General features: G+C 35.7%; 13 protein-coding genes. 8 read left to right on the top strand and 5 right to left on the bottom strand.

The features are described 5' to 3' along the window. Nucleotides 1-234: 234 nt before the first annotated feature. From ACY2RT_RS15125 to ACY2RT_RS15150, 6 genes are all read left to right on the top strand, one after another. The gene (locus ACY2RT_RS15125; RefSeq protein WP_490156771.1) at nucleotides 235-738 is read left to right on the top strand and encodes a hypothetical protein; all 504 of its coding nucleotides are present in this window, start codon (nucleotides 235-237) and stop codon (nucleotides 736-738) included. Nucleotides 739-1,099: 361 nt separating this feature from the next. Continuing rightward, a complete protein-coding gene (locus ACY2RT_RS15130) occupies nucleotides 1,100-2,437 on the top strand; it encodes a M28 family peptidase (RefSeq protein WP_490156772.1) in 1,338 nt (445 codons plus the stop codon). A 103-nt stretch (nucleotides 2,438-2,540) separates the two neighbouring features. Further along, complete coding sequence (locus ACY2RT_RS15135; protein WP_490156783.1) at nucleotides 2,541-2,657, top strand: T9SS type A sorting domain-containing protein; 117 nt, start codon at nucleotides 2,541-2,543, stop codon at nucleotides 2,655-2,657. A gap of 190 nt (nucleotides 2,658-2,847) precedes the next feature. Beyond that, nucleotides 2,848-3,447, top strand: coding sequence for a LemA family protein (locus tag ACY2RT_RS15140; protein WP_490156773.1), 600 nt, complete (start codon nucleotides 2,848-2,850; stop codon nucleotides 3,445-3,447). Between the two features lie 7 nt (nucleotides 3,448-3,454). Next, nucleotides 3,455-3,892: a TPM domain-containing protein gene (locus ACY2RT_RS15145; RefSeq protein WP_490156774.1), complete on the top strand. Its 438-nt coding sequence runs from the start codon at nucleotides 3,455-3,457 to the stop codon at nucleotides 3,890-3,892. Continuing rightward, entirely contained in the window at nucleotides 3,893-4,681 is a 789-nt protein-coding gene (locus ACY2RT_RS15150) for a TPM domain-containing protein (protein WP_490156775.1), read from the top strand. Between the two features lie 62 nt (nucleotides 4,682-4,743). Here the strand turns inward: ACY2RT_RS15150 and ACY2RT_RS15155 are convergent, their stop codons facing one another. The 3 genes from ACY2RT_RS15155 to der form a co-directional block, all read right to left on the bottom strand. Beyond that, the gene (locus ACY2RT_RS15155) at nucleotides 4,744-5,667 is read right to left on the bottom strand and encodes a PorP/SprF family type IX secretion system membrane protein (protein ID WP_490156776.1); all 924 of its coding nucleotides are present in this window, start codon (nucleotides 5,665-5,667) and stop codon (nucleotides 4,744-4,746) included. Beyond that, on the bottom strand, nucleotides 5,668-9,960 hold the full coding sequence (locus ACY2RT_RS15160) for a T9SS type B sorting domain-containing protein (protein ID WP_490156777.1): 4,293 nt from the start codon (nucleotides 9,958-9,960) through the stop codon (nucleotides 5,668-5,670). It lies immediately after the preceding gene. Between the two features lie 432 nt (nucleotides 9,961-10,392). After that, the gene (gene der / locus ACY2RT_RS15165; RefSeq protein ID WP_490156778.1) at nucleotides 10,393-11,694 is read right to left on the bottom strand and encodes a ribosome biogenesis GTPase Der; all 1,302 of its coding nucleotides are present in this window, start codon (nucleotides 11,692-11,694) and stop codon (nucleotides 10,393-10,395) included. Nucleotides 11,695-11,801: 107 nt separating this feature from the next. On the opposite strand from der, the gene ACY2RT_RS15170 reads away from it, so the two are divergent. Then, a complete protein-coding gene (locus ACY2RT_RS15170; RefSeq protein WP_490156779.1) occupies nucleotides 11,802-12,296 on the top strand; it encodes a GTP-binding protein in 495 nt (164 codons plus the stop codon). Here ACY2RT_RS15170 and era read toward each other — a convergent pair. Together era and ACY2RT_RS15180 are read right to left on the bottom strand one after the other, a co-directional pair. Further along, nucleotides 12,293-13,174: a GTPase Era gene (gene era, locus ACY2RT_RS15175; RefSeq protein WP_490156780.1), complete on the bottom strand. Its 882-nt coding sequence runs from the start codon at nucleotides 13,172-13,174 to the stop codon at nucleotides 12,293-12,295. The genes ACY2RT_RS15170 and era overlap by 4 nt on opposite strands. 91 nt (nucleotides 13,175-13,265) lie before the next feature. After that, the gene (locus tag ACY2RT_RS15180) at nucleotides 13,266-13,871 is read right to left on the bottom strand and encodes a carboxymuconolactone decarboxylase family protein (protein WP_490156781.1); all 606 of its coding nucleotides are present in this window, start codon (nucleotides 13,869-13,871) and stop codon (nucleotides 13,266-13,268) included. Nucleotides 13,872-13,998: 127 nt separating this feature from the next. On the opposite strand from ACY2RT_RS15180, the gene ACY2RT_RS15185 reads away from it, so the two are divergent. Next, nucleotides 13,999-14,601 carry an alpha-ketoglutarate-dependent dioxygenase AlkB family protein gene (locus tag ACY2RT_RS15185; protein WP_490156782.1) on the top strand — a complete coding sequence of 201 codons (603 nt, stop codon included), beginning with the start codon at nucleotides 13,999-14,001 and terminating at the stop codon, nucleotides 14,599-14,601. Nucleotides 14,602-14,781 lie beyond the last annotated feature (180 nt).

Consider the following 14,781-nt stretch of genomic DNA (forward strand, 5'->3'; position numbering starts at 1 on the left):
TTTTTCATTATTCTAAGATATTTGTTTTTAGTTAAATAGTCTTAAAATTTCTGTCCGAGTAAATGTAGTAACTCCAACGAGGAGGGAGAGCTAAAACCCGTACAGATTATAGAATTATTTGACACCAAAAAATACAAAGATGTATACAATTTAGATAATGTTAAGATTAACAGTACATTTTTTGCTAATAAGGCATTAGTTCATAATAGAGCAAATCAATAAATTGAATTTAGAATGAAAAAATTAGACAGAACTGATTATTTATTTACTTGTATCTACATACTTTTTCATTTACTAATACTTATTTTCTACTATTATAAATGGTTTGATCGAGATCTTATTAAAGAGTCTTATTTTATCATTGGTGTTATTTCTACTTTTTTAGTTTTTGATGTATTTAGCAAAAGGCTTAGAAAAAATAAAATGCTATTGTTGTGGTCAATTATTGGTGTGCTTCAGCTGATATTTTATTTAAAATACAAAAACATTAGTGACATGCAAGCTATAAATGGAACGTATTTAGATTGGCTAAAAGCTGTACCTGCTGCAATATTTGTCAGTTTAACTTTAAACCTAATTAATAAAAAAATATTTGGTGATTATTTTATCGTAACAACATTTAGGTTAGATCCCAATGAAAAATTGGAAAATGAAAATAGAAAATTAAGACCTACAGATTATTTATTTTCAATTATTGGTTTTATTTTTATCATATTGGTGGTAGTTATAGGTAATTGATAGCCCCCATCCGGTAATGTCCTAAACTGGCACTTTTAGAAAATGATTGAAATTGAATGTTGATTATCACCAAATTATAAAATGAATAAGTCTCTTAATAGAGGTTTATTCTTGTTCTTTGAAAATGCTGTACAAAATCTGTAAAAGGCTATGATGCAGGTAGTGGGGAGATCACCTATAGTGCATTTAAGTATGTGTTCCAGTATAAAGATCATTTAGGGAATGTGAGACTAAGCTATAGTGATGATGACCTAAACGGGGCCATTAATGTGGCCGGATACTACAAAACCTTTTGTTTTGTTATTCGGAGTGTAACATCTTTCATTTTTTTTTATCCTTTAGTTAACTAAATGGTCATAAAATGAAAAACTTTATAACTTTACTTTTAGCTTCAGTATTTCTAGCCTCATGTATTTCAAACACTCAATTATCTACTAGCGATATTTTGGATCAGGTATCTTCAGAAAATTTGAAAAAGCATGTTTTTGAATTAGCCGATGATAAATATCAAGGTCGTGCATCTGGCTACGAAGGAGAAAAGATGGCCTGTGTTTATATTGCTAAACAATTTAAAAATTCTGGCCTCCAGCCTATTAATAACAATGATAAGAGGAATCATTATTTTCAAGAGTTTGACTTTGAAGTTCTAGATAGTAAAATTCCATGGCAAGTATTAAAGTCTCAAAATGTAATAGGCGTCCTAAAAGGGACAGAAAGCCCAAATGAATACATTGTTATTGGCGGGCATCATGACGGTCAAGGAATGATTGGACAAGCAGATTATGGCAGAAGTAGCCCTGAAGATATAGAAATTGATATTCTAAAGGCCTCAAAAGACACAATATGGAATAGCGCCATAGACAATGCTGTTAGTATTGCAGCAATAATTGAAATAGCGAGAGTTTTAAAAGAAAATAATGTGCCACTTAAGCGTTCAATTTTATTTACGGGCTTTGGTGCCGAAGAAAATGGGTTAAATGGGTCAACCCATTTTGTAAATAATTCACCTGTACCTTTTCAAAATATAAAAGCAATGATAAATCTTGAAAAGATTGTTGGTAATGACGATTCAGAATTTTTATACGTATCCTATGGTACTAATCCAATATTTGAAGATATTAGAAAAGAAGTTGACACATTAAGCAACGTAAAAATGACGCCATTTTATCCAGGAATGATTGCTAATAGCGATCATTACGCCTTTGGATTAAGGAAAAAACCAACAGTTACAATGGGTACAGGAAGCAGAAAAAATGTACATACGTCTCTAGATCATGCTAATGTATTAGATTACGAGTTGCTTAAAAAAAGAACACAATACATAATGGCCTACTTAATTAAACTAGTTAACGCAGAAACAGATTTCGTTTTTAAAGGAGATTTACAAGGGTTGTTGGGTGTTTCTGGCGGTAATGCATCCAACACAGAAAAGCAGCAAAAAGGGTTTAGTGGTGAAGTAGCATTTAAAATAACTACTGTTATTAAAAATTCAAAAGGGTTTGATGCCGGACTTAAACCTGGAGATTTAATAATTAGCATAGATGATAAACCATTAGTAAAAAAAGAATTTTATAAAGGGTTGGAGGATTTAATTGGTGATGTAAGAGAAAATGCTATTGGTGAAATTGAAAAAGACAAAGCAGTTCTTAAAATAATAAGAGGCAATGATATTTTAAATACCACAGTACTTTTAAAATAGCCAATTAGTATGTAATACAGTATAAATTCATAGTTGTTAAAACGTATATAAGCTGTAAAACTTATAAAAGTTTTTAGTACGGAGCACCTTTGTAGTATGACTAATCACAAAGAAGGCTTCAGATTCCAGCATAAATGCATCTGATTTAAATACAGGATTATATTTTGCAGAAGTAACTATTCAAGGTAAAAATTTTACCAAAAAGTTTATTAAGTTTTAGTTATTAGAATAATTTCAGCTTTGGGTTGAAACAAAAGAGGTATTATCATCCGGTTTCTTCGAACGGAAACTCGCCTGCACAGAAGTTTAAGTATCAAGGACAAAAAGAAAACAAACAAAAAACCCTTGACCGATTTGAGATAATTCGTAAATTGGAGACTATTAAAGCCAAACTATAAAACCTCTATATTATGAAAAAATGGATCCTGATAATCATCATTGCCGTGATTGTGTTATTGGCCGGAGCCTGGTTAGCAAAAGTCAATAATAATTTAGTGCCGTTAGAAGAAAACGTAGCCGCGCAATGGGCTAATGTTGAAAGCTCTTATCAACGCCGTGCGGACCTCATTCCTAATATTGTAAATACTGCTAAAGGGTATGCAGAATTCGAACAGGAAACACTTACAAAAGTGATCGAGGCACGTAGCAAAGCAACAGCAGTCACAATTGATCCTTCAAACATTACACCACAGCAATTGGCACAGTTCCAAGAAGTGCAAGCAGGTCTTAGTTCTGCCTTAGCAAGATTATTGGCTGTTTTTGAACGCTACCCGGACCTAAAGGCCAATGAGAACTTCAAAGAACTCATTAACGAACTGGAGCGTACCGAAAACCGAATCAATGTAGAACGTAATCGTTACAATGAACAGTCCAGAATCTTTAATTCTGAAATACGTCTGTTCCCAACAAATCTTGGTGCCGGTATACTGGGCTTTGATGCCAAAGCCTATTACGAAGCTGAAGAAGGTAGCGATCAGGCTCCCGAAGTTGAATTTGATTTTGGAAACTAGACCACAAATGTCCAAAGTAGAAGATTTTTTAACTGCCGAAGAAGAAGCTCAAGTCATTGAAGCCATACGTGTTGCCGAAAAAAACACTTCCGGGGAAATACGTGTCCACTTAGAAGCCCATAGTACTATAGATGCTTTTGACCGTGCTACAGAAGTGTTTGACTTCTTACATATGAACAATACAAAGCTTAGCAATGGAGTTCTTATTTATATTGCTGTGGAAGACCGTATGTTGGTTATAATGGGAGATAAAGGTATAAATGATGTAGTTCCTCCCCATTTTTGGGAAAGTACTAAAGATGCAATTATCGGTCATTTTAAACACGGAAATATAAAAGACGGTTTAGTAGACGGTATTTTAAAGGCCGGAGAACAGTTGAAGCACCATTTCCCTTATAAGAAGAAAGATAACAATGAATTACCCGATGAAATTTCGGTAGGATAAATGTTTCAAAAATTTCAGAAATATCACTTTTTGATAGCGTTTACAACAGTGCTATTTTTTTCTGAAATCATTTCAGCCCAATTTACAATTCCCGAAATTCCTGAAAAAGAAAAACAGGAAGCGGTTTATGATTACATTAGTTTACTTACAACATCACAGCAAAATGCTTTAAAAACCAAGCTGAAAAACTATGCAGATACTACCTCCACACAAATAGTCGTTGCTATAATCAGTTCTACCAAGGGAGAGGACATCTCATTATTAGGTGCGCAATGGGGCCAAAAATGGGGTGTGGGGCAATCCAAAGAAGACAATGGTATATTTATCATCCTTGCCAAAGATGACCGAACCATAGACATTAATACGGGTTATGGCATTGAATACCGCATTACCGACCTCATGGCCGAACGTATTATCAACCGGGTCATGATCCCTGAATTTAAAAAAGGTGATTATTATGCCGGCCTCGACAAAGGAACTAATGCAATTTTCGATGCCTTAAATGGTGAATTTAAAGAAGAACGCACTTTTGGTGATGAATTTCCTATCGGGCGGATTATTTTAATATTCATCATTTTTATCATCATTATCATTGCATTAAGCAATAAAAAGAATGGCCGTGGTGGCCGTGGTAATGGCGGAGGAAGCCTACTCGATATCATCATTTTAAGCAATATGGGACGGACCGGAGGCTATAGCGGAGGAAGCGGAAGTTTTGGCGGAGGCGGTTTTGGTGGTGGCTTTGGCGGAGGCGGCTTTGGTGGCGGTGGTGCCAGTGGAAGCTGGTAAAAATGTGTAGTACTGCCTTATGAAAATTCTTTTCGGTTCCTATACAACCAAATATTCTTTATCTAATTGTATAAATTCTTGCATTTACACCTTGGCTTAGGAAAAACAAATTCGTAGTTCAACATGATCTCATGAGAACCGGATGTAAAAGCTGTTAAATTTGAAGTGATATAGTCATAAGAATAACCAATAAATAAACCTTTGGCAACTTTAAAATTCACAATTGCCCCAATCGAATCCGATAATCGATAAGAGCCTCCTAACCATAGAAACTCATTGATAAAAAACATTGAAGAAAAATCAACCGATATGAGTGCGCCATCTGTGTATTTAACCAAAAAAGCCGGTTTAAATTTTACATTTCTGTTTACATCCATCAAATAACCGCCATTGAAAAAATAACTTACCCTTTCCAGATCTGCAAATTCAGTATTGTTTTTCGTAGTCAATAATTTCGGAGAGGATAATCCCAGGTAAAATGATTCCCCTCTAAAATAAACACCTACGCCAAAATTAGGCGACCAGCTATAATCAAAATTATTCAAAAACGGATCTCCACTATATCTCGGATCATTTAACAATTCTTCATCGAGCGAATACTTACGAAATCCAGCCTTTATTCCAAAAGTAAGTTTGTACTCATCGTAATAATCCAGATTGATTTTATATGAAACATCTGCAAAAGTATAGGTTGTGTTTTCATAACCAAGCTTATCATTGATAACCGATAATCCAACCCCTAAATTTGTACTGGGGATTGAAGTATGGGCTGACAATGTTTGAGTAACGGGAGCTCCCTCCACTCCTAACCACTGATTCCTGTTCAGAACATTCACCACCATAATTTCCCGGGATCCGGCATAAGCAGGATTTACAGAGATCATATTATATATATACTGTGAAAACTGTGGTAACTGCTGCGCTATACCTGCCAATGGCATGATCAGCAAGCTTATAAATATCCCTATGTTTTTGACTCGTTTCATTTAATCAGTTCCTAATAAAATGAATCCCTTTATGGGATCTAAACCACTATTTAATAATGTAACTATATAATAATACGTTCCTGTTGGCAAAAGGCCCGAAGCACCTATAGCGCTGGAAGGTGCAACCCCATTCCAATCATCATCATAGTTTTTACCGTCATAGACCTTCATTCCCCATCGATTGAACATCTGCACATGTACTGAAATATCACAGGCAACATTTCTATCATCATTCAATTTGTAATCCACCTCAAAAAAATCATTGTAACCATCATTATTAGCAGTCACTAATTTTGAAATTTTCACATCGTCCGCCGAAACAATACAAGGATCAGGAACACAATCGTCATTCACCAAAACATTGATGATGGTAGTCCATGCACAATTGTTTTCAGAATAAGTATATGTAAATTCGTAGGTACCCGTATTAGCATTTGAAGGATCAAAAACACCTTCCTCCAATAACTCCATATGGTCTCCTTGCCATTCACCGTCCATTTCGGTAGTATTTGTTATAAAAGTACCTAGATCAATAGGGTCATCATCAATACAAAGTGTGGTAGACGTAGTATCCGATTCATTTGAGTTTCTTACAAATAGAGTTTGTGACACGATGCTTTGATTTCCACAATCGTCCATAGTCATCCAATTTCGAATGATATCATAACTAAATTCATCATAAGTAATAATGTCCTCACTATAATCTATGGTAATATCCACCGTACAATTATCAGTAAATAGCAGATCAGGAACAGCCGGAATATCTTCACATATAATATATATCTCAGTATCAATTTCTGAAGCCAAAACAGGTGCTATATCGTCACTCACCACAATCTTTTGTTGTACTTCTACAGAATTGCCACAGGCATCGCTAACACTGTAGGTTCGGGTAATGGTTTCAGGACAACTTAGATTGTCCGATACATCTGAAACAAAGGCTACAGTTGGAACCGAGCAGTTATCCAAAGCATCAGTTACTACTGCAATATCCGGCAGTGGAACATCCTCTATACATTGTACATTGACCGTTACAGGGTCACTTGCAGTTGGATTAATGTCATCACTTATTATAATGTTTTGGTATACTTCTATCGAATTACCACAGGCATCGGTAACACTGTAGGTTCGGGTAATGGTTTCAGGACAACTTAGATTGTCCGATACATCTGAAACAAAGGCTACAGTTGGAACCGAGCAGTTATCCAAAGCATCAGTTACTACTGCAATATCCGGCAGTGGAACATCCTCTATACATTGTACATTGACCGTTACAGGGTCACTTGCAGTTGGATTAATGTCATCACTTATTATAATGTTTTGGTATACTTCTATGGAATTGCCACAGGCATCGCTAACACTGTAGGTTCGGGTAATGGTTTCAGGACAACTTAGATTGTCCGATACATCTGAAACAAAGGCCACCGTAGGAACAGAACAGTTATCCGAAGCATCGGTTACTACTGCAATATCCGGCAACGGAACATCCTCTATACACTGAACATTGATTGCCAAAGGATCGCTTGCAGTCGGATTAATGTCATCACTTATTATAATGTTTTGGTATACTTCTATGGAATTGCCACAGGCATCGCTAACACTGTAGGTTCGGGTAATGGTTTCAGGACAACTTAGATTGTCCGATACATCTGAAACAAAGGCCACCGTAGGAACAGAACAGTTATCCGAAGCATCGGTTACTACTGCAATATCCGGCAACGGAACATCCTCTATACATTGTACATTGACCGTTACAGGGTCACTTGCAGTTGGATTAATATCATCACTTACTATAATGTTTTGGTATACTTCTATCGAATTACCACAGGCATCGGTAACACTGTAAGTCCGGGTAATGGTTTCAGGACAACTTAGATTGTCCGATACGTCTGAAACAAAGGCCACCGTAGGAACAGAACAGTTATCCATAGCATCGGTTACTACTGAAATATCCGGCAATGGAACATCTTCTATACATTGTACATTGACCGTTACAGGGTCACTTGCAGTTGGATTAATATCATCACTTACTACAATGCTCTGATATACTTCTATGGAATTGCCACAGGCATCGGTAACACTGTAAGTCCGGGTAATGGTTTCAGGACAACTTAGATTGTCCGATATGTCTGAAACAAAGGCTACAGTTGGAACAGAACAGTTATCCGAAGCATCGGTAACTACTGCAATATCCGGCAACGGAACATCTTCTATACATTGTACATTAACCGTTACAGGGTCACTTGCAGTTGGGTTAATATCATCACTTATTATAATGTTTTGGTATACTTCTATCGAATTACCACAGGCATCGGTAACACTGTAGGTACGGGTAATGGTTTCTGGACAGCTTAGATTGTCTGATACATCCGAAACAAAGGCTACAGTTGGAACAGAGCAGTTATCCGAAGCATCGGTTACTACTGCAATATCCGGCAGTGGAACATCCTCTATACATTGTACATTGACCGTTACAGGGTCACTTGCAGTTGGGTTAATGTCATCTGTAATAGTGATTGTTTGTACATAATCTGAGATGGTTACTCCACAGGCATCAGTAAAATTCCAGGTATTGGTATAAGTACCAACGTTTGGACAATTACCCACCACAAAAGGACCGGAAGTTTTGTTGAGTACAAAAACACACTTGTCAGGCTCCGGTTCTAAGATTTGAGCTGCTGCTAAGCCGGCAGTATCTTCACAGCTTAAAGTCACATCCAGTGATCCTGTTGGTGTCAACCAATTTACAACGGGTTGATCTATAACAACAGAATAAGGTAATGCGACACAAGATGTGGGATCAGATGTACTTGATGTAATTACCGGATCCGGATTTTCAGCGCCCACATAAGAAGCGGTAAATTGTAAATCGAAGCTAAGGTCACAGTCATCCTCCAAAAAATAACATTCATCTTTGATTTGCAATTCAAATTCAATATCGATTGGCGGGTCACCTATATCCAGGATTCCGTCTTCAATAACAAAATTAAGTAAGCCCGTTGGCATATTGTATGTATAAGAGACCCCAACCGGTAAGTTGGCTATTGGCAATAAAGTTGCCTGAGGAGGTATTGTGGTAGTTATCTCAACATCTACAGCGTTATCATTCCCTGTATTCTCAATATTAAAATTGAACCCTAATATATCGCCGGGATTTGAAGGATTGGCTCCACTGGTTTGAGTAATTACCATTGGATTTAGGTCGGGTTGATATACCTCAACAGCAAGGCCTAAAAGGTATAACCCATATACTTCTTGAGTGGAGGTAAGTCGTAGTGTAGCACTTGTTTGATTATTTGTAATTATCGAATTTGAAGGGTTATTCAATTGAAATACGGCAGCATCAAAACCCAGTGTATTGGTACTGGAAGGGTTTCGGTCTGTATAGTCTCCATTACCAACGGTTATTCTACTATTAAAAAAATTGGTTGCATTTCTTTGTGGTGCAGTAATATTTACAAAATTATTTGCAACATTCAATATTTGTAATCGGTCCCCTGTTAAGTTTCTGTCGCCTTCCAATACACCCATCACAATATTTGCGTTCACATTTCCAACCGGAGTGGTTTGGAAACCATCAAATAGGATATCAAAATTATTAACAAAGCTCGAAACATGAGCATATCCATCAAAAATGGTAATATTCTTGGATGGCAGATCCGGGCTTTCATATACAAAAACAATTTGCCAACCACCGGAAGTCCCTACGCTCGAATGGCTCAACTGACCTTCTGCAGCTTCGACATTTGCCACTTGATACTTTCCATATTTATTGGGTAGTGCCATTACTTGAGTCGTAATGTCTTTTACGCATATATAAGGGTCATTACTAAAGTGAGTATCTCGTCCCCTGAATATAACATCATCTGCCGTAATGGTTGTGTAGTTAGTCTCACCCGGCAACATGAGTTTTATATCATCGAAGTTCCAATTGGGTTGGTTATCATTTCCATTGATTCTCTCTGTATCTGCAGCTGCCCAATATATAAATGCTTTAAAAACAGAAATACAGGAGGTTGTAGTACTTGGATTTACAAAATTAGCACTACTCGAATTGAATGTATTTGGGTCATTATCAATATCTACATATACATTATCACTAAAATTATGATTATCATTATTGCCATTATAATTTCCTGTAGCTGACCTGGAAAGCATATTATTAGCGATAGTAGTAAAGTCACCTTTCATGGATTCACTAAAACGTACACTAAATGGCTCCTGTACCTGTGCAGAGAGTTGGCAGGTAAGTAAGAAAAGTAAAAAAAACAGGTATGTAGTTTTTTTATTCACGTAAAAAAATTAAATAAAATGCCTACATGCTCTAAATGAGATCGATACGTAGAGAGGTTAGATCGACCGGATGACTTGAAACAAGTGTTTGAATTTTCAAGTCATTAATGTTATACTTTTGTATTGATACATTGTTTTTCATAATTGGGGGCTTTTGAATAACAGAAACAATATTACACTATTAATTCGATTAAAAACTTATAAATACGATAAAATACATTATATTTTAACATTTTATTTACATTTTTAACACTTGGTAATAGAAATTTGTAGGAAAATACTTATTTTATATTGGAATTGTAGGAAATTTCTACCAAATCGCTGTCAACTAATTATTTATAAATAGTAAAATAAACGACATCAGGTATATGAAAAGATGCTCATCTATCGATCAACAATGAAAAAAAGAGGTAGCCTGAGTATATTATAGTGCTATTTCTTCCTGATATAAATAGTTACAGGAACTCCCGTAAAATTGAAATTGTCCCGTAATTTATTTTCAAGAAAACGTTTGTAAGGTTCCTTTACATACTGTGGTAAGTTTGCAAAAAAAGCAAAGCTTGGGTAAGGTGTTGGCAACTGTGTACAGAATTTAATTTTTACATATTTCCCTTTGTGTTGTGGAGGTGGATACGTTTGTATTATTGGAAGCATCGTATCATTCAATAGACTTGTTTTTACTTTTTTACTTCTGTTTTCATAGACTTCAACAGCAGTTTCTATTGCTTTGAATATTCGTTGCTTGGTCAATACAGACATAAACACAATTGGCACATCTGTAAATGGCTCACATTCTTTGCGAATGTATTTTTCGAACTCTTTTACACTCTGGTTATCTTTTTCCACCAGATCCCATTTATTGGCAAGAATGACAACTCCTTTATTGTTTCGGTGAGCAAGCCAGAAAATATTTTGGACCTGTCCATCAAATCCGCGAGTGGCATCAAAAACCAAAATTACAACATCACAATGTTCAATAGCACGAACACTTCGCATCACCGAATAGAATTCCAGGTCTTCTTTTACCTTACTCTTTTTACGTATCCCGGCAGTATCAACCAAATTGAATTCAAAACCAAATCGATTGTATTTTGTATCAATACTATCACGTGTTGTTCCGGCAATATCGGTTACTATGTAGCGGTCTTCTCCTATAAGTGCGTTGATAAAAGATGATTTTCCTGCATTAGGACGCCCTACTACAGCAAATCGCGGTAATTCATCTTCTTCTTTTTCAGGCTTATCCGGTAATACTTTTACCAGATCATCTAACAATTCTCCTGTTCCGCTACCATTAATACTGGAAAGGTTATAGTATTTTTCAAATCCTAAGGAATAAAATTCTACTGCGTCATTAACACGGTTGGCACTATCAACTTTATTGACTACAAGAAATACAGGTTTTTGGGACTTTCGAAGTAATTTTGCTACCTCTTCATCCATTCCTGTAACTCCATTTTCAACATCGACCATAAATACAATGGCATCTGCCTCATCAATAGCCAATTCTACTTGTTTATCAATCTCATGTTCAAATACATCATCACTCCCTACTACATAACCCCCTGTATCAATAAGCGAAAACTCCTTTCCATTCCAATCACTTTTTCCATAATGACGGTCGCGCGTTACACCACTTACTGCATCTACAATAGCTTCCCTGCGTTGGATCAATCTATTAAAAAAGGTAGATTTACCCACATTAGGTCTTCCAACAATGGCAACAATACTCATATCCTAAATTTTACGGTGCAAAAGTAGTTCTTTTTATGTGAAGGATGACCGATGTCAGTTTTAGTTTATTTAAAAAATAATAATTTACTTGCCTGAAAAATAGAAATATGCACTTATCCAACGAGATTGTCTTACGCCCCCGCTTCAAGAAAAAGTTAAAACAAAACAACGAAAGTGTATTGTTAGCCTTTGAAAATGCTAAAAAACATCAGTCTAATTATATCATTACAAGAGTGGACGATCACGTTTTTATTAAAATTCCGAAAGAAAAACAACATTTCTGGTCTCCTCAACTCCATTTAGAGATTATGGAAATCAATGAATCGGAAAGTGAATTATATGGTTTGTTTGGCCCCAATCCTACCGTATGGACATTATTCATGTTCTTACACTTTGGAGTTGCTACCCTTTTTATTGGTTTTGGGGTATGGGCATATAGTAATCACTCTTTAGATAATCCATATATGGTACAATTGGCAGTAATGATATTACTTGTACTTATTTGGTTTGCGCTTTATTTTGCCGGAAAGATGGGTAAATCTGCAGGCAAAAAAGAAATGCATGAGTTATATGCTTTTATGAATAAAATACTTGATGCCTAGTTATTATAGCCAAAACGTCGTAACTGTTTAGCATCACTTCGCCAGTTTTTGTTGACCTTGACATATAATTCTAAGTGAACTTGTTTTCCAAAGAATTTTTCCAGATCCTTACGAGCTTCAACACCTACCCTTTTTAAAGCAGTGCCTTTGTGACCAATGATAATTCCTTTTTGAGTTTCACGCTCTACCATGATCACACTACGCATACGGATGATGTTCTCTTCTTCAAAGAACTCTTCAGTATCTATTTCGACAGCATAAGGAATTTCCTTTTTGTAATGCATCAATATCTTTTCACGAATGGTTTCGTTCACAAAAAATCGCTCGGGTTTATCCGTCAACTGGTCTTTTGGGTAAAAAGCAGGAGACTCTGGCAGTAATTCTATAATCCTATTAAAAACTTCAGCAACACCAAAATCTTTAAGTGCTGAGATTGCAAATATTTCAGCATTAGGTACTTTTTTCTGCCACAGCTGAAGGGCTTCAGCAAGCTTTTCTTCGTTTCCTTTATCAATTTTATTGATAAGTAACAATACAGGTATTTTCGCACTCGTTATTTTTCTGAAAAATGCTTCATCTTTAAGATCTTTTTCACCTAACTCTACTAAATACAATAGAACATCGGCATCTTCAAAAGCAGATTTCACAAAATCCATCATACTCTCCTGAAGCTGATATGCCGGTTTAATTATTCCGGGAGTATCGCTTAAAATCACTTGAAAATCTTCGCCATTAACAATTCCTAAAATACGGTGGCGGGTAGTTTGAGCTTTGGAAGTAATTATAGATAGCCGCTCTCCTACAAAGGCATTCATAAGCGTACTCTTTCCTACGTTTGGATTGCCAATAATATTTACAAATCCGGCCTTGTGAGTCATCCGTTCTTATTTTTTGACAAAGGTACTCTTTTGTAACAGATTGTTCATTGGTATTTTCTTAATCCTTTTTACCAATCTTTGTAAAAACATTCTATTGGTGTTCCCAATTTTTTGGGTCATCACTATCATTTGGAGAAAGCCCAATAATATCTCCCTCTGTACTTACGCCAAGTCCAACAACCATCCGGTTTACGTAGTTAAAATAACTGGTTACCTGATTAATCTCAAGAATTTCTCCTTCTGAAAATCCAACGGACAGTAATGCATTGATATCTTTTTTTGAAATGCTATCCAATGCAGTTGTAATTTGTTTTGCATATTTAATTCCCTGATAATGTTGTGTATTAAAAAATGTATCAAGGGTATCATTTTTAACAGCTTCCATAAACAACTCTGCTTTCTCAGAATTTTCAATAAGGCGTGTAAATCCGGCAAAATGATGTGCTACACAATAGTCGCAGTTGTTTAAATAACTAATATAAACACCAATGGCTTCTAAATACCATTTAGGCAATGTATTATTTGAGTTGTGTAAAACACTTTTATATAGCGTCATATGCCCGGTGAGTGTATGTGGGCGTAAAGAATGGATAAGTAATACATTATCTACATTGTTATTGGGGCCTTTAACCCGATCGTATATTCGTTTTAATGAACCGTCTGCTTCGTGGTAATCTATTGTTTTAATCCAACTCATGAGAATATGCAATTTTAAAGGCTAAAGATGATTAAAATTAGTTATAAATAATAACTATTTGAGATGTGTTAAATTTATACTGTTATAAATCTTTCTTGTATGAAAATTGTATATAAATTGTGAAATGATGGATTTATTTAATTCCGATTCGGTTTCAAATATTTTGCCTTATGATGGTGAAGTAAATTATTATGGACATATAATGACGCTTCAGGAGGCACAGTATTATTTTGAAAAACTCCTGAATACCATTGAGTGGAAAAATGATGAAGCTATTATTTTTGGAAAACGCATCATTACAAAACGAAAAGTCGCCTGGTATGGAGATAATGATTTTACGTATACCTATTCAAAAACAACTAAAAAAGCATTACCGTGGACGCAAGAATTATTGGAACTTAAAGAGATCGTGGAACAAAAGACAAGTGAGACGTTTAATTCATGTTTAGTGAATCTATATCATAATGGTAGTGAAGGCATGGCATGGCATAGTGATGGTGAAAAAGACCTAAAAAAGAATGGTGCGATTGGTTCGTTGAGCTTTGGAGCTGAGAGAAAGTTCTCTTTTAAACACAAAACTACAAAACTACCTGTATCTATCATTTTGGAGAAAGGCAGTTTATTGGTAATGAAAGGCACAACACAAATCCATTGGTTGCACCGCTTACCCCCTACTAAAAAGGTGAGAACACCCAGAATTAATTTGACCTTCAGAACAATTGTTGAATAGTTAATTCCATTCCTTCTTAGCTTCCTCAAGGTCTTTCCTGAACTCAGGGTTTTTAAACATTTGAACAAGCATTTCATGAGCCAATACTCTCGCAGCTTCTTCATTGGAGTTACTACATTTACTCGGACAGAAATTTTAAGACTATTTAACTAAAAACAAATATCTTAGAATAATGAAAAA

The sequence above is a fragment of the Ulvibacter sp. 2210JD10-4 genome, from assembly GCF_058148525.1.